Source organism: Pedobacter sp. (genome assembly GCF_037719805.1).
In the GTDB taxonomy this organism is placed as follows: domain Bacteria; phylum Bacteroidota; class Bacteroidia; order Sphingobacteriales; family Sphingobacteriaceae; genus Pedobacter.
In genome coordinates this window covers 571,344-593,513 of record NZ_JBBJLZ010000003.1, presented here as the reverse complement: position 1 = coordinate 593,513, position 22,170 = coordinate 571,344, and the positions used below count along the sequence as shown (strand labels likewise).

17 protein-coding genes are annotated in these 22,170 nt (G+C 43.6%); 6 read left to right on the top strand and 11 right to left on the bottom strand.

Annotated features, from left to right (window positions below; translation table 11 throughout):
• Positions 1-17: 17 nt before the first annotated feature.
• Positions 18-1,337, bottom strand: coding sequence for a tRNA (N(6)-L-threonylcarbamoyladenosine(37)-C(2))-methylthiotransferase MtaB (gene mtaB / locus WKF66_RS12245; protein WP_489674743.1), 1,320 nt, complete (start codon positions 1,335-1,337; stop codon positions 18-20).
• A 53-nt stretch (positions 1,338-1,390) separates the two neighbouring features.
• Positions 1,391-1,954 carry a UbiX family flavin prenyltransferase gene (locus WKF66_RS12240; protein ID WP_489674742.1) on the bottom strand — a complete coding sequence of 188 codons (564 nt, stop codon included), beginning with the start codon at positions 1,952-1,954 and terminating at the stop codon, positions 1,391-1,393.
• Positions 1,955-2,253: 299 nt separating this feature from the next.
• On the opposite strand from WKF66_RS12240, the gene WKF66_RS12235 reads away from it, so the two are divergent.
• Positions 2,254-3,126 (top strand): AraC family transcriptional regulator, encoded by an 873-nt coding sequence (locus WKF66_RS12235; protein ID WP_489674741.1) that lies wholly within the window; start codon positions 2,254-2,256, stop codon positions 3,124-3,126.
• 5 nt (positions 3,127-3,131) lie between these two features.
• Here WKF66_RS12235 and WKF66_RS12230 read toward each other — a convergent pair whose 3' ends face one another.
• From WKF66_RS12230 to kduI, 3 genes are read right to left on the bottom strand one after another with little or no spacing between them, the layout of a single operon-like run.
• Positions 3,132-3,902, bottom strand: a complete 771-nt coding sequence (locus WKF66_RS12230) for an SDR family NAD(P)-dependent oxidoreductase (protein WP_489674740.1) — start codon at positions 3,900-3,902, stop codon at positions 3,132-3,134.
• Between the two features lie 4 nt (positions 3,903-3,906).
• The gene (locus WKF66_RS12225) at positions 3,907-5,052 is read right to left on the bottom strand and encodes a BT3233 family polysaccharide utilization protein (protein ID WP_489674739.1); all 1,146 of its coding nucleotides are present in this window, start codon (positions 5,050-5,052) and stop codon (positions 3,907-3,909) included.
• Positions 5,052-5,894, bottom strand: a complete 843-nt coding sequence (kduI, locus tag WKF66_RS12220) for a 5-dehydro-4-deoxy-D-glucuronate isomerase (RefSeq protein WP_489674738.1) — start codon at positions 5,892-5,894, stop codon at positions 5,052-5,054. Before kduI ends, WKF66_RS12225 begins: the two co-directional genes overlap by 1 nt.
• Before the next feature lie 162 nt (positions 5,895-6,056).
• Here kduI and WKF66_RS12215 point away from each other — a divergent pair, with 162 nt between their 5' ends.
• From WKF66_RS12215 to WKF66_RS12205, 3 genes are read left to right on the top strand one after another with little or no spacing between them, the layout of a single operon-like run.
• On the top strand, positions 6,057-6,791 hold the full coding sequence (locus WKF66_RS12215; protein WP_489674737.1) for a (Fe-S)-binding protein: 735 nt from the start codon (positions 6,057-6,059) through the stop codon (positions 6,789-6,791).
• Positions 6,792-6,794: 3 nt separating this feature from the next.
• Positions 6,795-8,174, top strand: a complete 1,380-nt coding sequence (locus WKF66_RS12210; RefSeq protein ID WP_489674736.1) for a lactate utilization protein B — start codon at positions 6,795-6,797, stop codon at positions 8,172-8,174.
• On the top strand, positions 8,164-8,748 hold the full coding sequence (locus tag WKF66_RS12205; protein WP_489674735.1) for a LutC/YkgG family protein: 585 nt from the start codon (positions 8,164-8,166) through the stop codon (positions 8,746-8,748). Before WKF66_RS12210 ends, WKF66_RS12205 begins: the two co-directional genes overlap by 11 nt.
• Here WKF66_RS12205 and uxaC read toward each other — a convergent pair.
• From uxaC to WKF66_RS12180, 5 genes are all read right to left on the bottom strand, one after another.
• Positions 8,737-10,146, bottom strand: a complete 1,410-nt coding sequence (gene uxaC, locus WKF66_RS12200; protein ID WP_489674734.1) for a glucuronate isomerase — start codon at positions 10,144-10,146, stop codon at positions 8,737-8,739. The two genes, WKF66_RS12205 and uxaC, sit on opposite strands and share 12 nt — an antisense overlap.
• Positions 10,143-11,333 (bottom strand): mannonate dehydratase, encoded by a 1,191-nt coding sequence (gene uxuA, locus WKF66_RS12195; protein ID WP_489674733.1) that lies wholly within the window; start codon positions 11,331-11,333, stop codon positions 10,143-10,145. Before uxuA ends, uxaC begins: the two co-directional genes overlap by 4 nt.
• A 130-nt stretch (positions 11,334-11,463) precedes the next feature.
• The gene (locus WKF66_RS12190; protein ID WP_489674732.1) at positions 11,464-14,196 is read right to left on the bottom strand and encodes a TonB-dependent receptor; all 2,733 of its coding nucleotides are present in this window, start codon (positions 14,194-14,196) and stop codon (positions 11,464-11,466) included.
• Positions 14,197-14,258: 62 nt separating this feature from the next.
• Positions 14,259-16,586: a glycoside hydrolase family 95 protein gene (locus tag WKF66_RS12185; protein WP_489674731.1), complete on the bottom strand. Its 2,328-nt coding sequence runs from the start codon at positions 16,584-16,586 to the stop codon at positions 14,259-14,261.
• A 19-nt stretch (positions 16,587-16,605) separates the two neighbouring features.
• Positions 16,606-18,891 carry a glycoside hydrolase family 95 protein gene (locus tag WKF66_RS12180; RefSeq protein ID WP_489674730.1) on the bottom strand — a complete coding sequence of 762 codons (2,286 nt, stop codon included), beginning with the start codon at positions 18,889-18,891 and terminating at the stop codon, positions 16,606-16,608.
• A gap of 191 nt (positions 18,892-19,082) precedes the next feature.
• On the opposite strand from WKF66_RS12180, the gene WKF66_RS12175 reads away from it, so the two are divergent.
• Positions 19,083-20,405: a hypothetical protein gene (locus WKF66_RS12175; protein WP_489674729.1), complete on the top strand. Its 1,323-nt coding sequence runs from the start codon at positions 19,083-19,085 to the stop codon at positions 20,403-20,405.
• 67 nt (positions 20,406-20,472) lie between these two features.
• Positions 20,473-21,594 (top strand): Gfo/Idh/MocA family protein, encoded by a 1,122-nt coding sequence (locus tag WKF66_RS12170; protein WP_489674728.1) that lies wholly within the window; start codon positions 20,473-20,475, stop codon positions 21,592-21,594.
• Positions 21,595-21,597: 3 nt separating this feature from the next.
• Here the strand turns inward: WKF66_RS12170 and WKF66_RS12165 are convergent, their stop codons facing one another.
• Positions 21,598-22,167 carry a pentapeptide repeat-containing protein gene (locus tag WKF66_RS12165; RefSeq protein ID WP_489674727.1) on the bottom strand — a complete coding sequence of 190 codons (570 nt, stop codon included), beginning with the start codon at positions 22,165-22,167 and terminating at the stop codon, positions 21,598-21,600.
• Between the last annotated feature and the right edge of the window lie 3 nt (positions 22,168-22,170).

Genomic DNA, 22,170 nt, shown 5'->3' with positions numbered 1-22,170 from the left:
TTTATGCGAATATAGGATTAATGCGCTAAAACCTGTTCTGTTTCTGTAACTTCTACCTCGCCGTCTGCCGTTAGCAAAACGAGGTTAACGGTTTTAATTTCATTAACCATTACCGGGTCATACTTCGCTTTAACTTTCACATAATTTTTAGTGAAACCATGCATAAAGCCGTCTTTTTGATCGTCTTCGAAAAGTACTTCTCCCACGGAGCCGATCTGACTCTGGTAAAAGGCACGACGTTTCTTGTCCGACAAAATGTGAAGCATCTTGCTGCGATCTGCTCTAGCGCTACCCGCAACAACACCAGTCATCTCTGCAGCTGCTGTCTGATCGCGCTCAGAGTAGGTGAATACATGCAGGTAGGAGACGTCTAACCCATTTAAAAACTGGTAGGTATCTAAAAAATCCTCATGCGTCTCGCCTGGAAAGCCGACAATGACATCTACGCCAATACAGCAATTTGGCATCACTGCTTTTATCCTTGCAACGCGCTCTGTGTATAAGTCACGTTGGTATCTTCTTTTCATCAGGCCAAGGATCTTATTAGAACCCGACTGCAGTGGTATGTGAAAATGCGGAACAAATCTTTTTGAAGTGGCTACGAAATCTATGATCTCATTGCTAAGTAAGTTTGGCTCGATAGATGAAATTCTGATTCTTTCAATACCTTCTACTTCATCCAAAGCCTTAACAAGGTCAAAGAACTTGTCTTCCCTGTTGCCGCTGCGAATTCCGAAATCACCAAGATTTACCCCGGTTAGCACAATTTCTTTGACACCACTAGCAGAAATCTGCCTTGCTCTATTCAGCACATTTTCAATAGTATCACTCCTGCTCCCTCCACGTGCTAAAGGTATTGTACAATAGGTACATGGATAGTCACAGCCGTCCTGAACCTTTAGGAAAGTCCTGGTCCGATCTCCAATAGAATAGGCAGCTATAAAATTATGGTTTACTTTTTCAATGTTTTGCTGATGAACTACAGCTTTTGGTTGCTTGGTCAGATCAGAAATGTATTCTACAATCCGGAATTTTTCCGCTGCACCCAATACCATGTCAACTCCCTCAATCTCCGCGATCTCAGTCGGCTTTAGCTGCGCATAACATCCAACGATCGTCACGTAAGCATTAGGTGAATATTTCAATGCTTCCTTTACTACTTTGCGACATTTTTTATCCGCATGTTCGGTAACAGAACAGGTGTTAATCACATATACATCAGCACCATCCGTGAAATTCACAACCACATAGCCAGCGTCAGTAAACAACCTGCCTATCGTTGACGTTTCCGAAAAATTTAACTTGCAACCTAATGTGTAAAACGCGACCTTCCTCATTGAAAAGGCAAAGTTAAGAAGAATTTTGATAATAGTCCGATAAGTCCTAGTCGCTATTCATTCCAGCGGTAAGCATCTTGTTCTAGTCCGGCAAGGTCAATAATTCTGCTTACAACCGTTTGTGCTACGTCTTCCAGTGTTTTTGGAATACTATAGAAGGAAGGATTTGCCGGGCAAATGATTCCACCAGCCTCAGTAACTGTTTTCATATTGTTGATGTGAATCAAACTAAAGGGGGTGTCCCGCACCACAGCGATCAGTTTTCTACGTTCTTTAAGGATCACGTCTGCTGCTCTTGAAATCAAGTCGTTGGATATACCATGTGCGATCCGTCCCAAAGTGCCCATTGAACAGGGAATAATGATCATGGTATCGAATTTCGCGGATCCTGATGCGAAAGGGGCATTGAAATCCATCTTCTGATAAAAGTCGAACGGATATTGATCATATGCGGTATTGCCCAGCTCAAAGGTCCAGACTTCCTTTGCATTATCAGACATGACAACACCTACTTTCTCGATCTGATCACTCAGCTTGACTAGATTATCGAACAGTACTTTGGCATAAATGGAGCCACTAGCACCAGTAATTGCGACAATAATCTTCTTCTTTTTCATAGCGCGATAAAGATACAGAACCGTGCCAATAAAAAAGGGCCGAATATAAATATTCGACCCTACATCTACCTATGAAAAACATACCCCCGAAAGGGTAAGCTCAAATGTAATTATCTTTTTGAATAAATGAAAGTTTAAACAGTCTTTTTTTAACGACTTAAAAATAGCTATAGGTTAAAAGACGATTCGTGCTACTCCCTATCATTGTGCGATATTGTCACATTTCACATCAAATGATTTAATTTTGGGTATTAATTAAAGATTTTCTATTTTTAGTTTTTGATAGCTAACCAAATCACATGAAACCGCAACTTTTAAAGGTATCCAACAATCCCGTAAATTCTTTTAGCGTTAGACGAGATGAGGTTCCTTATATCAACAACCGGTGGCATTATCATGCAGAAGTAGAGTTAATTTACTTTAAAAAAGGAAACGGAACTCAATTTATTGGCGACAGTATCAAACGATTCAGATCAGGCGATGTCTTACTGGTTGGCGCGCATTTACCACACTATTGGAGATTTGATGATGTCTACTTCAATGAGGATCAAAAAACGAGTGCAGATGTTGTTGTGGTTCATTTCAATGAAAACTTTTGGGGAAGTCAGTTCCTCGCACTTCCAGAAAACAAGATCCTAAAGGCAATACTTGAAAAGGCGCAACGGGGAGTTCAGGTTAATGAAAAGTCCAAGAGACTGGTGGGAGAAATCATCGAGTCGATCCTACATGTAGAGGGCACTAAAAAAATCATTTACTTGATGGAAGCCCTTGCAGCCATTGAAAACTCAACCAATCTAACCCAGTTGTCATCCATCGGCTTTAGGCACGACTTTGAAGACACAGAAAACGATCGCATCAATACCATTTACAACTATTCACTGGCTAATTTCAAAAGAAAGATCCAGATGGAAGAGATGGCAGGCGTAGCGAATATCAGTCCCAATTCCTTTTGCAGGTACTTTAAATCGAGAACCAGGAAGACATATACTCAGTTTATCAGCGAGATCCGGGTTGGTCATGCTTGTAAACTATTGATAGAAGACAACATGAACGTGAAACAAATCTGCTATGAAAGTGGCTTCCACAACTTCGCAAGTTTCCACAAGCACTTTAAAGTGATCACTGGCAAGAGTCCGCTTTCCTATCAAAAGAGCTATTTGAACAAAGTCTAAGGAGCTTACCTCCCCATCCATCCCCCATCTACAGTCATTACATGGCCATGCATGTAGCTTGAGGCGTCCGACGATAGAAATACAATGGGACCTTTGAAGTCAGAAGGTTCTCCCCAACGTGCGGCCGGAATCCGTTCCATTATCGATCGACTCCGATCTGCATCTTCGCGTAAGGCAGTGGTATTGTCCGTAGCGATGTATCCTGGCGCTATGGCGTTAACATTAACACCTTTACCGGCCCATTCATTAGCGAATGCTTTTGTGAGCTGCCCGATCGCGCCTTTACTCGCTGCGTATCCTGGCACATTAATTCCACCTTGAAAGGTTAGCAAAGAGGCGGTAAATATGATCTTTCCAGAGCCACGTTTAATCATTCCTTTTCCTATCTCCCTGGTTAAAATGAATGGCGCCGTTTGGTTGACAGCAATGACCTCATCCCAATATTCATCGGGGTGTTCAGCAGCCGGCTTTCTTAGGATGGTTCCGGCGTTGTTTACCAGAATATCTATAATTGGATGTTGGTTATTAAGCAGCTTAGTAAAGGAAAGTAAAGCATCCCTGTTGCCAAAATCACATTGATAAGCGTGGAAATCCCTGCCTAGAGCGTTTACGGCGAGCGCCACGGCACTGCCTTCCAATTCAAGATTTGCAGAAACGCCTATGATATCTGCGCCGGCTTCCGCCAATGCTTCTGCCATCGCTCTACCGATGCCTCTCTTGCATCCCGTAACCAAAGCTACTTTTCCTTTTAAATTAAAGAGATCTAAAACCGCCATATTATCAATTGATTTTTATCTTTAGAGGAGCTCTTAACGTAGTTTTGAAGCGATACAGATAACGGAACCATTCATCAGCGGTCTTAAACTCTCCTGCTTTATTCCAGGCTGCTCCCGTATAATAAACTACAGCTTCACCACTTTTTGCGTTGGTTTCCTGCAACAAATGCGTTTCTGTAACGACAGTTCTTGAAGGACTTAGCATGATCGTACCAATTCCTAATATGCCATCTGCACCATGTTCTGGTTCCCAGTAACCTAACATGCCACCATTGTATGTTAAAGCCGAAACCGTTCCTTTTTCCTTCCTTTTAACGATACCTGCTACCACGGGCAACACACCTTTGCTATTCTGAAATGAAAAGGTGGCGGCTACCCTGTTTAACTGTGACCCGGCATCCAGACTATATCTCTTAGTAACTTTTACGGTAGTGCCTGCAGCATCCCATTCTTCATATTCAAGTTCAAAGCTGAAGCGCAATGGTCCCTGATCAAGTATTTTCCACTTTCTATAATTCTTAGGAAAAGCGATTTTACCGTCAGGATAAGGAGCGATGTCGCCAGCACCTAAAGTGAAACCTACGCTATAGTAGTCGAGGCCATCGCCATGATCAGCATGGTAATCTCCGGTTTTATACCATTTATTCAGGATTAGTTGATCGGTGCGCTTAGCCCAGACATCAATTCCAAAAGCATTTTCATTGGTTCCCTCGAGTGCCTTTCCGTACATCCTGAAGGCGACTTTATCATTCTCCCATGCGAAGTCATCTTTTCGTTCAGGAACATATCTACCGAAAACCTTTGGAGCAATCGCTTGAGGCTTCCCCGCTACGATTCTTAACTTTAAGCCTTTTCCTGCAGGTACACTAACTTGCAGCAATAGGTTCTGGACTTCAGGTAGTCCTTTATATTCCAACTGAAACGGAACTTCGGTGTTGTCTGTCCCCAAAACCTTAAAATTATCTTGCTTTATTGAGGGGTATTTGGCTAGGATGTCCGACCATTTGATACTTAGCAGCTCCGGTAAACGCAGTAATGGTTTTGCCGGGCTTTTGATGGCTATGGTCAGTCCCTGCTTGTTTTGAGCCATAACAACTGCCTGAACCCCCATGATCACCATCAGCAGCAAAAAGTATTTCTTTATCATCATTACTTTAGATCAGTTATTGCACAGTGGTCCATATCACCATAATCAAGATTTTCTCCGGCCATACCCCATATAAAAGTATAATTACTGGTACCTGCGCCGGAATGGATCGACCAGTTTGGAGAGATCACGGCCTGTTCGTTTTGCACCCAAAGATGCCTCGTCTCATCAGGCTGACCCATAAAGTGGCAAACGCTTTGCCCCTCCGGAACCTCAAAGTAAAGATATACCTCCATCCTTCTGTCGTGGGTATGTGCTGGCATCGTGTTCCACACGCTTCCGGTCTTTAGTTCTGTCATTCCCATTTGCAGCTGGCAGGTTTGTACTACGCTATTTACCAATAACTTATTGATAACTCGATGGTTTGCCGTCTCAACAGCACCTAAAACAACAATCTCCGCCTCATTTTTAGTCACCTTTTTAGATGGGTAGGCATGATGTGCAGGTGCGGAATTGATGTAGAACTTAGCCGGACCAGCCATTTCTTCTGAACTAAAAGAGACTTCCTTCACTCCTTTTCCAATGTATAAAGCCTCTTTAAACGCCAGATTATAGGCAACACCATCGACAAGTACTGTTCCTGCTCCCCCAACATTTATGATCCCCATCTCTCTCCTTTCCAAAAAATAGTTTGCCTTAAGGTAGTATGGATTGGAAAGCTGTACCGCTCCATTTACAGGCATCACTCCTCCAGCGATATACCGGTCGAAATGCGATAGCGTCAGATTAAGCGCGTCTGCCTCGAAAATACCATTGATTAGAAAGTTACTTCGCAATAGCGTGGTGTCCATTCCTTTTACTTCATTCGGACTCACCGCCAGTCTGCTCTCCCAGGTGTTGCTCATTTCTTAATATTTATATGGTTAATAGCTATTGGCAAGCTAAACATTATTTGCATACTTTGAAACACCGGCCAGCCAGGCGTAAGATGATTCAATGCTTAAAAAGCATAATGATTTGGAACTAGATCTTAGTTTTTTAAGTTTTATATCACTTATATTTACTTTATGACCGTCGGACTATTTGTACCCTGTTATATCGACCAATTCTATCCAAATGCAGCGATTGCCACCTTCAGACTACTTCAAAAGTTAGGTGTAAATGTGGTTTATCCAACAAACCAAACTTGTTGTGGACAACCGATGGCCAATTCGGGTTTTGAACATTTGACGAAGAGCTGCAACGAGCTTTTTATAGACAACTTTTCCGACTTTGATTACGTTGTTTCCCCTTCAGGAAGTTGCACGTTACACATAAAGGACCATCTCCACTCCGAAACTAGAGAACCACAGGCAATTGGAATTCGTAAGAAAGTTTATGAACTCACGGAGTTTCTCACAGACATATTGAAGGTAGAGAAGCTCACAGCCAATTTCCCGCATAAGGTTGGCGTCCACCAGAGTTGCCATGGTCAGCGTGGGTTGATGCTGGCGCAGATGTCTGAGCTGGTAGCCGCTCCTTTTTCCAAACCGCTTCAATTGTTAAACATGGTGGAAGGGCTGGAAATTGTGCCTTTAAACAGGCCAGATGAGTGCTGTGGCTTCGGCGGAACGTTCTGCGTTGCAGAAGAGGCGGTATCTGTGAAGATGGGTAAAGACAGAGTCGAAGATCACCTGAACAATGGAGCTGAGTACATTACCGCAGCAGATATGTCATGCCTCATGCACATGGAAGGCATCTTAAAACGGAAACAGAGCAATGTAAAGGTAATCCACATCGCCGAAATACTAAACGCATCTTAACCAATGGGAACGACAACAAAAGACCACGCTGAGCTCTCAGATATATTTAATAAAGACGAAGACAGGGTAAACTGGCATGACGAGACGCTATGGTTTGTACGGGCCAAACGGGATAAAGCCGTTCATAATATCCCGGAATGGGAAGATTTTCGGGAGAACGCCTCTCAGATCAAAGACAACGTGCTATCCAATCTAAGCGCGTACCTGTTGAGCTTTGAAGAACAGGCTCAAAAGAATGGCATTATTGTACATTGGGCAGCTGACGCGCAAGAGCACAATCAAATCGTGCATCAGATACTAACAGAGAATAGCATTAATCAGATTGTTAAAAGCAAGTCGATGCTTACTGAAGAATGCCACCTCAACGAATATTTGCAACACAACAACATTGAAGTAATAGATACGGATCTGGGTGAACGCATTGTGCAACTCGCAAAAGAACCACCTAGTCACATTGTACTTCCGTGTATCCATAAGAAAAAAGAAGAAATAGGTGAGCTTTTTCATGAACATCTGGGTACTCCAAAGGGAGAGTCAGACCCTATATTCTTGACAGCTGCTGCGAGAATCCATTTGAGGGAAAAATTTATTACCCGGAAAGCAGCATTGACAGGCGTTAATTTTGCTGTTGCCGAGACTGGTGAATTCGTAGTTTGTACAAATGAAGGTAACGCGGATATGGGCGCACATCTTGCAGATGTTCATATCGCGTCAATGGGGATAGAAAAGATCATTCCCAAACGTAAACATCTTGCGGTATTCCTTCGCATCCTGACCAGAAGTGCAACCGGACAACCGATCACTACTTATTCCAGTCATTTTAAAAAGCCCAGACCAGGACAAAAGATGCACGTTATACTGGTAGATAATGGTAGAACAACCCAACTAAGCAGACCAGATTTCCGTAGTTCTTTGAAGTGCATCCGTTGTGCGGCCTGTATGAACACTTGTCCGGTATATCGGAGAAGTGGTGGCCACAGCTACCACACAGCGATCGCAGGGCCAATTGGTTCTATCCTTGCGCCAAACTTAGACATGAAGCAATACGCTGATCTACCTTTCGCTTCTACCTTGTGTGGGTCCTGCTCCAATGTTTGTCCGGTTAAAATTAACATCCATGAACAGCTGTACAAATGGCGACAAGTTATTGTAAAGGAGGGATATGCTGATCCGAAAAAAGCGGTTGCAATGAAAGCGATGGCGTTCACGCTTTCCAATCCCAGTGCCTATAGAACCGCTGGAAAAGCCGGACGATGGTTCATGAAACACCTCCCCTTCACCGTTAACAACAACATAAACGCCTGGTATAAGCAACGTGAAATGCCCGAAGTACGTAAGGAATCTTTTGGCGAGTGGTTTAAAAAAACAAGTCATGACAAGTAGAGAACGGATCTTGAAATTGGTGAAGGAGAATCAGCCCTCCTTGCGCGAACTGCCTGTCCTTTTTCCTACCTGGGAAAACGAGCAGCCGCTTACGGCGCTTTTTAGCACAGTTCTTACTACCATTGGTGGAACTGTAGTACCGGTAAACGATATGGCAGAAGTCGCGGCTTATATCTCAACCACCTATGGCAATAAGGGCCGGATCATCTCCACCTTACCTGAACTAGCTGGTGTGACTGAATCAGGTTGGGAAGACAAAGACCCACATACCTATGAAAACGTCGACCTGGCTATCATTAAAGCGCATTTTGGCGTGGCAGAAAATGCAGCGCTGTGGATTACAGAAGAGCTAATGCATCAAAGGGCGGTGCCCTTTATCTGTCAGCAGCTCGCAGTTGTCGTTTCCGCAAAAACATTGGTTCCGACCATGCACCAGGCTTACGAGCTGATCGGTGAGGCAGAATATGGCTTTGGTACTTTCATAGCAGGTCCGTCTAAGACTGCTGATATCGAGCAATCGCTGGTATTGGGCGCTCATGGACCAAAAAGCATGATCGCTTTTTTACTTCCTTAAACCGAAATAGTCTGCAGCGTTGTAGTAACAGATGTCGCTGATGATCTTGCCTATCCATTCTTGATCATTGGGTAACAACCCGCTTTCCATCTCCCCACCAAAGAGATTACAAAGGATCCTACGGAAATACTCATGCCTTGGATAAGATAAAAAGCTACGGGAATCAGTAAGCATACCAATGAAATTACTTACAATTCCCATGTTTGACAATGCATTTAACTGCTGCTCTATTCCGTCCTTCTGGTCCAGGAACCACCAGCCAGAACCAAATTGTATCTTACCCTTTGATCCTCCCTCGGCAAAATTACCTGTCATGGCTGCAAAAACGGCATTATCTGCCGGATTGAGGTTGTACACAACGGTTTTTGCCAGTTGATCTGTCAGACTAAGGTTCCCTAAAAAAGCAGACATCCGCTCTGCCTGACTAAAATCACCTATAGAATCGTATCCAGTGTCTGCCCCTAATTTGAGAAACATACCCTGATTATTGTTTCTTATGGCACCTAAATGAAACTGCTGGACCCACCCTTTTTGATGATATAATTTACATAAAGCAGTTAATAGGAAGCCGGTGAAGGCATCTGGATTCGAGAACGTGGCATCTGTATTTTTTAAAAATGAACTAAACTCCTGTTCCTCTGCATGCGTTAAACTTGTTTGTAAAGGCAGAGCCATTAAACCATGATCTGAGATACTACAGTTATGCTGTCCGAAATAATCAAGGCGCTTACCAAGGGCGGTTAATAAGCTATCAATATCTTTTATTTCAACCTCCGATACTTGAGAGAGTTTCAAAATGTAGTCACGAAAACCAGGTTTTTCAATCAATAACGCCTTATCAGGTCTGAACGAGGGCTTAACAACAACCTCGAACGTAGATTCGGATATTGCGCGATGATGTTTTAAATCGTCGCATGGGTCATCTGTTGTGCCCACCATTCTCACATCAAAATGCTTCAGTAAACCTTGAGTGGAAAATCCGGGCTCAGGCAGTAATTCGTTACATGAGTAATAGATCTGGTCGGCTGAACTGGCATTTAGATAATTGTTGATCCCGAAAGGGTTCTTCAATTCCATGTGTGTCCAGTGAAACAATGGGTTTCGCACCGTAGCAGGTACTATTGTCGACCAGGCCATGAATTTCTCCCTATCGGAAGCCGCACCGGTGATGTATTTCTCGTCAACACCCATAGCCCTCATTCCGCGCCACTTGTAATGATCACCCTTTAACCATATTTCAGTTAGATTGCTAAACTGCTTATTTCCTGCAATCTCCTCGGGCGGCAAATGATTATGGTAGTCGATGATGGGCAGAGATTTAGCGAAATTGTTGTATAGCAGCTCTGCAGTTTTATTAGTTAGCAGAAAATCTTCCGCGATTACGTTTCCTTCTCTCATGCTAAATGGTTGTTTATGATTGCAAATTCAAGACCTCTTAGTTCTGCTAATCCTTTTAACCTTCCAATACCGGAATATCCAGGATTGCTTTTCTTATGAAGATCATCCATCATCTGATGACCATGATCAGGCCGCATTGGAAGACTGATCTCTCTGCGCTGTTGAATGATGTACAACTCTTTAACTACGCTATACATGTCTACATCACCGTCGAGGTGGTTATCCTCATAAAAATCTCCGTCCGCATTTCTGCGCGTACTTCTTAAATGAACAAAGTTAATCCGGTCTCCAAATTGTCTCAGCATGTCTAAAAGATCATTGTCTTCCCTTACGCCAAATGATCCTGTACAAAAACATAGGCCATTACTTAAGGATGGGACAGCTTCAAACAGTCGTTCTACCATGTTCGAAGTGCTTAGCACCCTTGGCAGTCCAAAGATCGGATAAGGTGGATCATCGGGATGAATGGCCAGCTTTATTCCAACAGCTTCCGCTGTTGGTGTAATTTGCTTTAAAAAATCAATTAAATGATCACTAAGTTGCCGGGCATCAATGCCATCGTACGTGTTCAAAGTTTCTTGAAACTGAGCCAGCGTAAAGCTTTCTTCACTTCCCGGTAGACCGGCAATGATTGTCCTTTGAAGCATCACTTTCTCCGCATCATCCATCTCTTCGTATCGTTTCTTCCCATGTTCTAACTCCAATGGTGTATAATCGTCTGTTGCGCCTGGTCGCTGAAGCATAAAGACATCAAACGCAACTAGCGCGGCCTTTTCAAATTTCAGCGCCTTCGCACCGTTTGGTAGTTCAAAGTGGAGGTTGGTTCGCGTCCAGTCCAGTACCGGCATGAAATTGTAGGTCACCACAGTAATGCCACAGGACGCAAGGTTTGATAGGGAACGTTTGTAATTGTCGATATAATTTTCAAAACCAGCCGACTGAGTTTTAATAGCTTCGTGAACAGGTACACTCTCCACTACCTTCCACTCCAGTCCAGCTTGTTCAATGGTTTCCTTACGGAGCATTATTTCAGCTTTCGTCCACTCCGCTCCATTTGGAACGTGATGTAATGCAGTCACGACGCCGCTGCAACCCGCCTGCCTGATATCCGCTAAGGATACCGGATCTGAAGGACCAAACCAGCGCATTGTTTGGGTCATGCTGTAAATCTTTTTTGCTTCGCTCATTGCCAATTTTAGAGGGTACAAAAAAGCAGGACTATATGTCCTGCTTCAGTACTTAAAGATAAAAGATGTTTGAGTGATTCATAACATTCAAACTCGATTTATCATCGAAAACGTTTGCGCCATGACTATACTACTTCACTTCATATTTGAATATCTGACGACCTAAGATCCCATCTGCATTCATACCTTCTACCAATACGCGGTGCGTACCAACTCCATCTGAATTGAAGAAACTAAACTTAGCTTTTCCGTCACTACCAGTCACTACGGATGGATTCCAGTATAATGTTGTTCTTAGATCAACTACACGGCTATCATTTCCATCGTTATTGTAAACCGGTGAATAGAATTCCCGTACAATGTTATATCCTCTTGGAGTAATATTAATGATGTTAGGAGTATACGTTTTACGCAGCATTCCTACCCCTCTTTTAGTGGTAAAGGACAATGCAGGTCCTCCAAGCATATTAATTAAAGCCTGGTTAGTACGTACAACATCCATACGCTCGATATCACTTGGATCCATCTGGAAGAAATCCTGACTTTCACAAGGACTGATCGGCCGACCATCAACAAGAATTTTCATCACCTCAGTTCTGCTCACAGCTACGAATATTAAACCGCACTGGTCTGAGTCATCTTGTCTGAAAAGAATATTAGGCACTCTAAATTTAACCCATTCCAAAAGGTTCAGAAAGTTCTCATCACCAGTTTTGAATCTAATGGTTTGATCTGCATGACCATCCATGATCATGTCTACACCAAACCTGTTTTTCCTTTTACCGGCCGTGATCTTAACTTCCTTCAAGATCTGCGTACGCCCTAACATTCCACGCTTTTGAATGTCTTCTTCTAATTTCTTACTATTCTCATAAGAGGCTAATAATGTTTTGCGGAGGTCTGTATCTACGTCACTCCGATTTGGATTAGGGGTCATCGTTTCCTGTTTTACCTTGTCAACAGTAATCTCGACGTTATCACTGTTTTTTGGGCTCTTGCCTGAAAGCGTGAAGGCAAGTTCATTGGTCATTAACAGATCACTAAACTTAAACACACCGTTAGCATCGGTAATTTGAGTACCAATGATACCACCTAGCTTGTTGTTAAACAGCACGATTTGTCCACCAATAACGGGAAGCGGTTTCTTATTTAAAGTGACCAACTTACCAGTGATATCCGAAGTAAGTTTTTCAGCTTTAAAAGGCAACTTCATCGGATTCTCCGACATGATATCTTTCCAGGTGAATCTTCTGTATCCCTGAGTCATCATCAGAAGATCCAGGTTAGTTTTCGTTTCTACTGTTGGATTGCTGAAATAGTAATTTGGTTTTTCTATATAGCCTTTAAGGTCTGACGATAACAATAGATGTGATAAGATACTTGATTCTTTAGTTTCATCAACCGGAACAGATGCTTCGTTGATTACCGAAACAGAGAAAAAACCTCTCACTGCTGCGTTTTTTGCATCTAAAGCTTCAAGCGCGACTTCAATTTTCTCTTTTGGAGCATAGGTTTTTTTAGCTGTTGTAACCTTTAAATTAATCAGGTCGTTTCCTTGTACAAAAGCAATCCGCTCATTGACTGGATCGCCTGTTGCGGAAAATAATGTGAACTGTGCAATACCTGAAGGCAATTCCTTAGCAGGAATCATCACAGAAAAAGCTGGCTTGTTGAGTGGAACTGTGCTTGCATAGTGTACATTTCCGCCAGTCTGTATAACCAGACTCAGCGACTGACCGGCAGCTACTGCAGCCTTACTTGCATTTACTCGTACCAGTATAGTATCAGTCTCAGGGTTATTGAAAACACTTAATACATAACCGTTGTCAATAGCAGCTGGAAGCTTAACTGTTTTCTCAGAACCATCAGGATACGTGGCTTTAGCCTGATACGTTTTACCTGCTTCTGGTTGAAACCTGAAGAAGCCCATACCGAAATTCGCAGCTTCAAACTCAGCTACCGTGGCATTAGTTTCATCGGTCACGATACCTTTTACAGGAACACCTGTGCCATTAGAACCAGTGGCTTTAAAAGCGACACGACTCCTCACACCGTTGACAAGCGGTCCGCTTTCTGGAAAGAACTGCAAATCGGTTTGTGAAGACACCGCTTTTACGGCGAAATCCTTAACTACAGTCTCTTTATCAATCGTATTAATTCTACTATGGATTACCGTTCCATCTATTTTACCAGACTTTCCAGGCTGTAATACAACACGTATGCTTCCAGTACCATCCGTCTTCTTTGTCTGTGTGGTAATCATGTCGAAGTCTTCCAACAAGTCGTAGTTGACAGTCTTATTGATCATCGCCTCGCCTTTGTCATTGGTGTAAGTCAGCACAGCGGTCACCACATTCTTAGCTCCGTCTTTACTAAATTCATAGTCGATCTTCGCGAATACCGGATTGGTCACTGAGTTACCTATACTGATCACTTTATCATAATAATAGGCTGGTCCAGCGTTACGCATCCACTGCGTATAGGCTCTTAAACGGTAATTACCTTCCCGGAAGCTGCTATCCGCCAGCACGAAGTTACCTTTACTCATACCGGAAGTAACCGGAAGTTTTAAGGCTACGGCAAGGGAGTCTGACTCGGTAATTAAATCAACATACAATGCACCGCTCATGGCAGACAACTGATGCTTGTTACCAATGGTAACGTATCCCTTAAACCAGATGGTGTCTCCGACCACATAGTAAGGCTTGTCGGTTTGTAAATAAACTTTTTCTTGAGGGTTGGTGTCGTTCCACCGCTGTAGGGCAGTTACTATGGTGTCTACAGGATCTACGCCTTTAGGAATAAAAGCGAATGAAAATAACGAAATGAGGGCTAATGCGAGAACTGAGCGTTTCAAATTCATATTAAGGGAAAACTAATTGGTTAGAAGCACCTAATATAATAGATTAATAAATTATTTTCTAATTATTTAACAGCGAAGATTTCTTTTAACACTCCGTTAACCTTGACTTTAACTTTCCGCGGTACCGCTGCCCTTATTTTATAAGTGGTGACCAAACCATTCTTCCAACTGAAATCCACAGTATAATTCCCTCTGGCTTTTAGGCCACTAACATTGCCACTTGCTTTCCATGCGTCTGGTATAGCAGGAAGCAGATCAATAAAGCCATCATGGCTCTGCAGCAGCATCTCTGCGATGCCTGCAGTAGCGCCAAAGTTTCCGTCTATTTGAAAAGGCGGTCCAGCAGAGAGCATATTGGGATAAACTCCACCTCCTGCACCATAGTTGATGTCGGTTCGGGATGTTGGCTTCAGAATTTCTTTCAGCAATTTGAATGCACGATTACCATCCTTTAAACGGGCCCAGAACAGTAGTTTATACGCAATTGTCCAGCTAGGTCCATCGTCTCCCCTAACTTCCAACGTCTTTTTCGCTGCTTCCGCCAATAGCGGAGTCCTTGAGGGCGTAATTAGTGAGGCTGGGTATAGCCCCCATAAGTGCGAAATATGCCGGTGTTCCGGGTCAGTCTCCTTGTAATCTTCTAACCACTCCTGGATGCGTCCACTTTTGCTTACGACACCCGGCGGTGGTACCTGCTTTAACTTTTCTGTGAGTTCATTACGCAACGCTACGTCGGTCTTTAATACCTTTGAGGCCCTAATCACATTGCTAAACAGGTCACGAACAATCTGGTTATCTATGGTCGGTCCCATCGAAACATTTGCGGTTTTTCCATTTGGCAGGTAAAAGGAGTTCTCCGGAGATACGGATGGAGAAGTGACCAGCCATCCGGTTTTCGGATCTTTAACCAAAACGCTTTTATAGAATAAAGCAGAACCCTTCAGTATTGGATAGATGCTTTTTAAGTAGGAAATGTCGTTTGTAAAGGCATAATGTTGCCAAAGATTTTCGCATAGCCATCCGGAGCCCGCATTAGCAACGCCCCAGGACGCACTTTCACCGGGTTCTGTAAAGCCCCAAACATTGGTGATCACATGGGCGATCCAGCCATCCGCATTATAGTAAGCCTTAGCAGTCCGCTCCCCTGGTTCAACCAAGCCCCTAACCAGGTCTGCCAAAGGAAGGTTCAGTTCTGAGAGATTAGTGACCTCAACCGGCCAATGATTCATCTGAACGTTCACATCCAGGTGATAATCTCCATTCCAGGGGGTGTTGATCTCTTTTGCCCAAAGGCCTTGCAAATTAGGTGGCAGCAAGCCCACTCTGGTACTGCTAATGGTTAAGTATCTCCCAAACTGGAAGAAAAGCGCTGCTAATGCTGGATCGGAAGCATAGTTTTTATAGAAGTTGTCCAACCTGAGGTTAGTCGCCTTAACGGAGTTGGCTCCATTACCTAAGTTTAGGTTTACCCTCTTAAAGAATTTGCTAAAGTTGCTGATGTGGGTAGTTTTCTCAGCCTGATAGGTTCTAGTCATAGCCGAGGCAAGAATGGCCTTTGATTTCTCTTTGAAAGCATAGCCCCGGAAGTCCGTAGCAGCAGATACATAGATCAAAACTTCAGAGCTGCCTTTGATCACGAGGGCCTCCTTTTCAACTACAACCGTACCACCGCTTAATTTCGTCTGTACACGCGTCATGTACTGCATGCCTTTTCCATCCTTGCCATTATCTAACTGACCGGACATTTGCAGCTCTCTACCTTCCGTTTTAACGGAAAACCGCTCGGGCCGGCTTAGCGAAATCTTTACATTTATTGATCCGGGAGTCACCGCAGTCAGCCTTATGATGGCTACATCACTACTGAAACTAGTGAAGTATTCACGTTTGAAAGATTGCCCGTTAAGGGTGTAATTTGTGGTTGCAATAGCTTGATCCAGCGATAGCTGTCTTTTGTAAATTGATGGTACATTGTCGCCTTTAACGCTATAGTCGTAGTTTAGCTCAAGTGCGCCAAGTGTTTGATATTTACCCCACTGGGCGCTACCTGAACCTGGTCCGACACAAACAAAATTCTTGTTGACGAGATCCTGAGCTTCCTCATTCTTACCTTCCATAAGCAGTCGTCTGATCTCCGGCAGACTCTTATAAGCTTCATAATTATTGGCATCCTGCGGACCGCCAGACCATAGCGTGATGTCGTTCAACACGATTTTCTCCTGATACACTCCCCCATCAGGAGTCATCCCAAGTCTTCCATTTCCTAAGGGCAAAGTCTCTTCCCACATTTTTGCCGGCCCAGTATATTCTAGCTTTAAGGGCTTGTTTTGGCCTAAGGAGATCATGGAGAATAAACATATCATCGCAATTGATGAAAGGGCTGTTTTATACATAGTCCTGTATTCTTGGTCGTTAATTCTTAGCGCTAAAGCTATATGATTTACCTGCTTGTGTTTTAAAACTAGAAACAAAGTCGGGACCTGATTGGCTGGATGACACTGCTTTGAATCCCGCCTGCACCGCATTTAACGTACGGATTTTGCAATCATTACCTGATAGCGATTTGATTGTTAGCTTGGCCAGCTTTCCACCTGTCCATTGTAAATCTGTGATCTCGAAGTTGCCGCGAGCAATCAGTCCCTTTATGCTGCCGTCTGACCAGGCTTTTGGTAAAGCAGGTAGTATCTGAAGATCACCTGTATGACTTTGAACAAGCATCTCTGAAACCCCAGCTGTATATCCAAAGTTACCATCGATCTGAAAAGGCGGATGAGCGCAAAGCAAATTGGCATAGATGCCACCGCCTTCGTTGTAGTCAATGCCTGATCCACCTACTGGCGTAATGAAGTTCTTCAGGATGACATATGCATGGTCACCATCTTGCAGTCGTGCCCAGAAATTCATCTTCCAGGCCATCGACCAACCTGTCGATGCATCGCCTCTGGCGAGCAAGCTCGTTCTGGCCGCTTTAGCTAATTCAGGGGTGGTTATTGTTGTGATTTCTCGTCCCGGGTGCAAGCCAAACAGATGTGATACGTGGCGATGGGTGTCTTTTGGATCATCACGATCTGTTTCCCATTCCTGCAATTGTCCCCACTTGCCAATCTTCGGCTTAAGCAGGTGCGCCCTTAGGTCTGCGATATGATTTCGGTATACTTTGTCGACCCCTAAAATGTCTGCTGACTCAATGTAGTTTGTAAAGAGATCATATACAATCTGCTGATCATGAGTCACTCCATCTTCTGTTGGTCCATGCTCAGGCGACCATCCTAATGGCGAAACTAAGGTTCCGTCTCGTCTGCGCTTTAAATGATCATCCCAGAATTCAGAGATCTCTTTAATAATCGGGTAAGCAAAATTCTTTAAATACGCTTTATCTCTGGCATAAGAGTAGTGTTCCCAAAGTGCCTGTGCATACCAGGCACTTCCGGGAGTGTTCCAGGTATAGCTCTCCCCACCAAAAGGGTTACTTTCTGTTCTTAATGTCCAACCCCTTACACCGGGATATTCCTTTTGAGTATTGATCTTCCTGACTGCTCGAATAGCTTCTATATGATCCAGATAAGGCACTGCACACTCTGAAAGATTTGTAGGCTCAGCTAGCCAGTAATTCATCTGTATGTTGATATTGGTATGGTAGTCGCTTCCCCAGGGTGGAGTATTGCTCTCGTTCCAAAGCCCCTGGAGGTTAGCAGGTAGTCCGCCTTTTCTGGAAGAGGCGATCAACAAATACCTCCCATATTGAAAGATTAGGGACTCCAATTCCGGGTCTGGACTCTTCTTGTAGTTTTTAAGTCTTTGGTATGTTGGCAATGCAAGCGTGGTAGAAGGGCTTCTTCCTAAGTCGATGACAACGCGATCAGACAGTGCCTTATAATCGTCAACGTGTGCCTTAAGCAATGCTGAAAACTGTTTCCCCGATGCCTTGGCAAGGATCTGTTTGTTCTTTATATCCGGTGATCCGCCTCTCCATTTCTTGTTGTGATCGTTTAGGAAATCAGTTCCAGCAGCAAAAAGTATGGTAAAACCATCGGCATTTTCTATTCGGAGCTGGCTTCCCTTTTTACCATCGGATTCCACCTTAAGGGTACCGCCTGCTGATTGTATCAAGGCATTCGCCTGATAAAGCATTCCGTTACTAAGGTTACCAGCGATCTGCAAGGTCTTTCCGTCATTCCCCGGATTAGTGACCAAGGCACCGTGTTCATCTTTCAGCGTTACTACTCCTGAATAAGCGCCTTTTTTATCTGCAGTAAATTTAAGCACCATAACCTTATCAGGGAAGCTGCAGAAATATTCGCGTTTGAATTTGATTCCATTGGCTGTATAACTGATGGTATGTACCGCATTGCTAAGGTCCAGCTCGCGTTTGTAATCCTCCGGAACATTTAGTCCTCCGCTCCCCAATTTGATAAACAGGTCGCCGAAAGCCTGGTAGGTCCCTCTGTCTGTTTCATTACCTGTCCAAAGTGTATTGTCGTTAAATTGTATATGTTCTTCCGGAATGCCGCCGAATACCATTCCACCAATGCGCCCGTTTCCAATTGGATAAGCATCTTCCATCCATGCTTTCGCGGGACGGTTATCCCAAAGCTTTCGTTCTGTTTGAAGGCTGCCTGACTCCTTTACCTGTGCAGCTAGCTGCGTAGTAAATAAAAGAAGCAACAGGCATAGATAGTTCATTCTACTGCTGTTCATATCTGGTGATCTGTGTGTTAAAAAAGGGTACCGCTTGTTAGGCGGAAATTTCAAATGTAATCGCTTAGAACTAGAATGCATCTTTCAAAACACTTAAATTATTCTTAAATTCCCTCCTTTGAATATATTGCTTAATATTATGCTAAATAGGTAGATAGCAGATCTACCTGTATCCAACTTATAAATACAGTATGGTCAACTTCATATTTTTATTAAGTCTTTTGTTGGGTGATTCACCACCCAACACGGTTACCCGGCCCTCAGCGGTAAAGGCGATTCCTGTCGATAATTTTCTAAATAGCATTGGGGTTAATTCTTCCGTATCCAAACGCGGGGAGACTTTAGAACAGACCCTCAAGGCCATTAAATATCTTGGTATTCGGTGGATCCGGACGGGCTATGAGGGTGATATTCCACTTAATGATCTAATCCGGCTCCATCAAGAAACCGGACTTAAATACAGCTATGGTCTTTTAAGTGGCGGTACTGACATTCCGAAGCTATTAGAAAACGGAAAAGTTCTCGAAAGCGCTGGCGCCTTACTGGCTTTTGAAGGATTAAACGAGCCAAATAATTGGGGAATTACCTACAAAGCGGAAAAAGGCGGTGCCAATACGACCTGGAAACCTGTAGCTGCACTGCAAAAAAACCTTTACCATGCCGTTAAAAATGATAGACAACTGAAAAACTGTCCCGTGTGGAGTATTTGTGAAAACGGAGCACAAACAGACAATACAGGCCTCCAGTTTCTCGAAATACCGCCCAGCGCCCAGACCCTGATGCCTATAGGAACAAAATTTGCCGATTTCGCAGTGTGCCACAATTACTTTATGCATCCCTCCCATCCCGGGCTGTACGACAACCAAACCTGGAACGCTGCTGATCCAGGACCGGAATGTAAAGTCGACGGCCTTTTTGGGAACTATGGTATCACCTGGAAATCCAAGTTTAAAGGATATACAGTAGCGCACTTGGAAAAGCTTCCTCGCGTTACAACCGAAACAGGAATGACGATTGATACGGACAGATCTGAAGAAAAGCAAGCACGATTGTACCTGAATCTATACCTGGCTCAATTTAAGAGAAACTGGAGCTACACGGCAGTATACCTCTTAAGAGACCGGTCGGACGAAGATGGCAACCAATCTTTTGGCTTTTACACCAAAGATTATGTACCAAGGAAGTCAGCGCTCTATCTGCATAACATGACCACTATTTTAACGGACCAAACTGGTTCTACCACAAAGCGGAACCTGCGAACGCTAAGCTACCTGATCAAGGATCAACCCGCTACCGTACACGACTTGCTATTGCAAAAAAGCAATGGGAAACTTGCGCTAGTGATTTGGGCAGAGAAAGCTAAGGGATCTGAACAAATATCGCTCACTTTACCAGCAAACATAAAATCCGTTAAAGTCTTTGACCCTACTATTGGTACTGCTGTAACAGCCAGTTACGGAAACAAAAATATTATCCTCACCTTGACAGATCACCCAATGATTATCGAGATTTGATGACTGCTTGATGCAATCTTCAAAAACAATTTTCTAAACAGATTGATTATTAGTTAAATCCTTAATTATGAACACACGTAGAGACTTTTTACAAAAGATGGGCGCTTCTGCTTTACTATTGCAACTTGCAAATGTAACCTCAGGTTGGTCAAATACTTCCGGCAAGCTGGAATCATCCTATGAAGGACCTGTTCTTCGTGTGGCGATCATGGGGCTTGGTGGCTACGCGTCTATAGTTGCCAAGGCGATGGAGTCGTGCACCAGGGCCAAACTTGTTGGGCTGATCAGTGGTACTCCGTCAAAAATGAAAGAGTGGCAAACCAAATATAACATTCCAGACAAGAACTGTTACAACTATCAAACCTTCGATCAGGTTAAAAATAATCCCGACATTGATGCGGTCTATGTGATCACTCCAAATGCGTTGCATCATGACCAGGTTATCCGTGTAGCAAAAGCGGGTAAGCACGCCATTTGCGAAAAGCCTATGGCGATAAACGCTAAACAAGCTCAAGAGATGATTGATGCCTGTAAGGCGGCAAAAGTCAAGCTACTTGTCGGTTACAGAATGCACTTTGAACCTAAGACCCTTGAGATTATTCGGATGAGAAAAGCTGGCGAGTTTGGAAAGATCAAGTTTTTCCAGGGTCTCTGCGGGTTTACATCTGGAGACCCAAAACAATGGCGCTTAAATAAGCAGCTTGCAGGTGGCGGCTCTATGATGGATATCGGGATCTATGCCTTAAATGGGGCAAGATATATGATTGGTGAAGAGCCAATCTGGGTTACGGCACAGGAAACGAAGACCGATCCGGTTAAATTTAAGGAAGGTGTAGATGAAACCATTCAATTTCAGATGGGCTTTCCGAGTGGCGCGGTTGCCTCTTGTCTGTCTACCTATAATATGAACAACCTCGACCGCTTCTTCCTTACGGGGGAGAAAGGTTTCGCAGAACTGTTGCCTTCCACAGGATATGGTCCGATAAAAGGCCGCACACATAAAGGAGAACTCAATCAACCAGAGCCTACTCATCAGACCGTACAAATGGATGAAATGGCTCAGATTATTCTGGAGGGTAAGACCCCTATTGTTCCGGTTGATGGCGAAGAAGCATTGAGAGACATGAAGATAATTGATGCGATCTACCTTGCGACTAAATCAGGAAAGAAGATTGATTTAAAAAGCTAGCTTTCAATCTATCTCTATATCATACTTTTGGAGCAATCCAGCAAGTCCGTTTGTAGAAAAGCGGGCTTTTTTTATGCGGTTTTTTTCTGGATCGAGTGAATAGTTGTACGCGGTTCTAAAATCAGTTTTCTCCAGGATAGTATCGTCGAAGGTGGCACTCAGTAAATCACATTCATTAAATTGTACTGCAGTCAGGTCGCATCTGGTAAAATCACATTCCTGGAGCGCGCAGCCTTTAAAAACGGTTTTCTTAAGCTTTCGATTGTAAAAAGAACTGTGGTTAAGTAGGCAGTTTTCAAAGCTTAGCCCCAGTCCGAATTCATTAACCGCATCAAAATGAAGACCTAGCATCTTACAGCCGACAAACTTTACGTCCTGCATCCCCGTCTTGTTCAGCTTGGTGAGACTCAAATTACAACCGCTAAAAACGCAGTCGATAAAACGGTAGTCTGAAAAGTTAAGGTTAGAAAGATCGGCGTTGTTGAACAAGCAATTTTCGTAAACGGCTTTAACTAATGGCTTCTCAAGTAATAATTCTTTGTTAAACGTTTGGTCCTGGATCGTATCTGACATGTA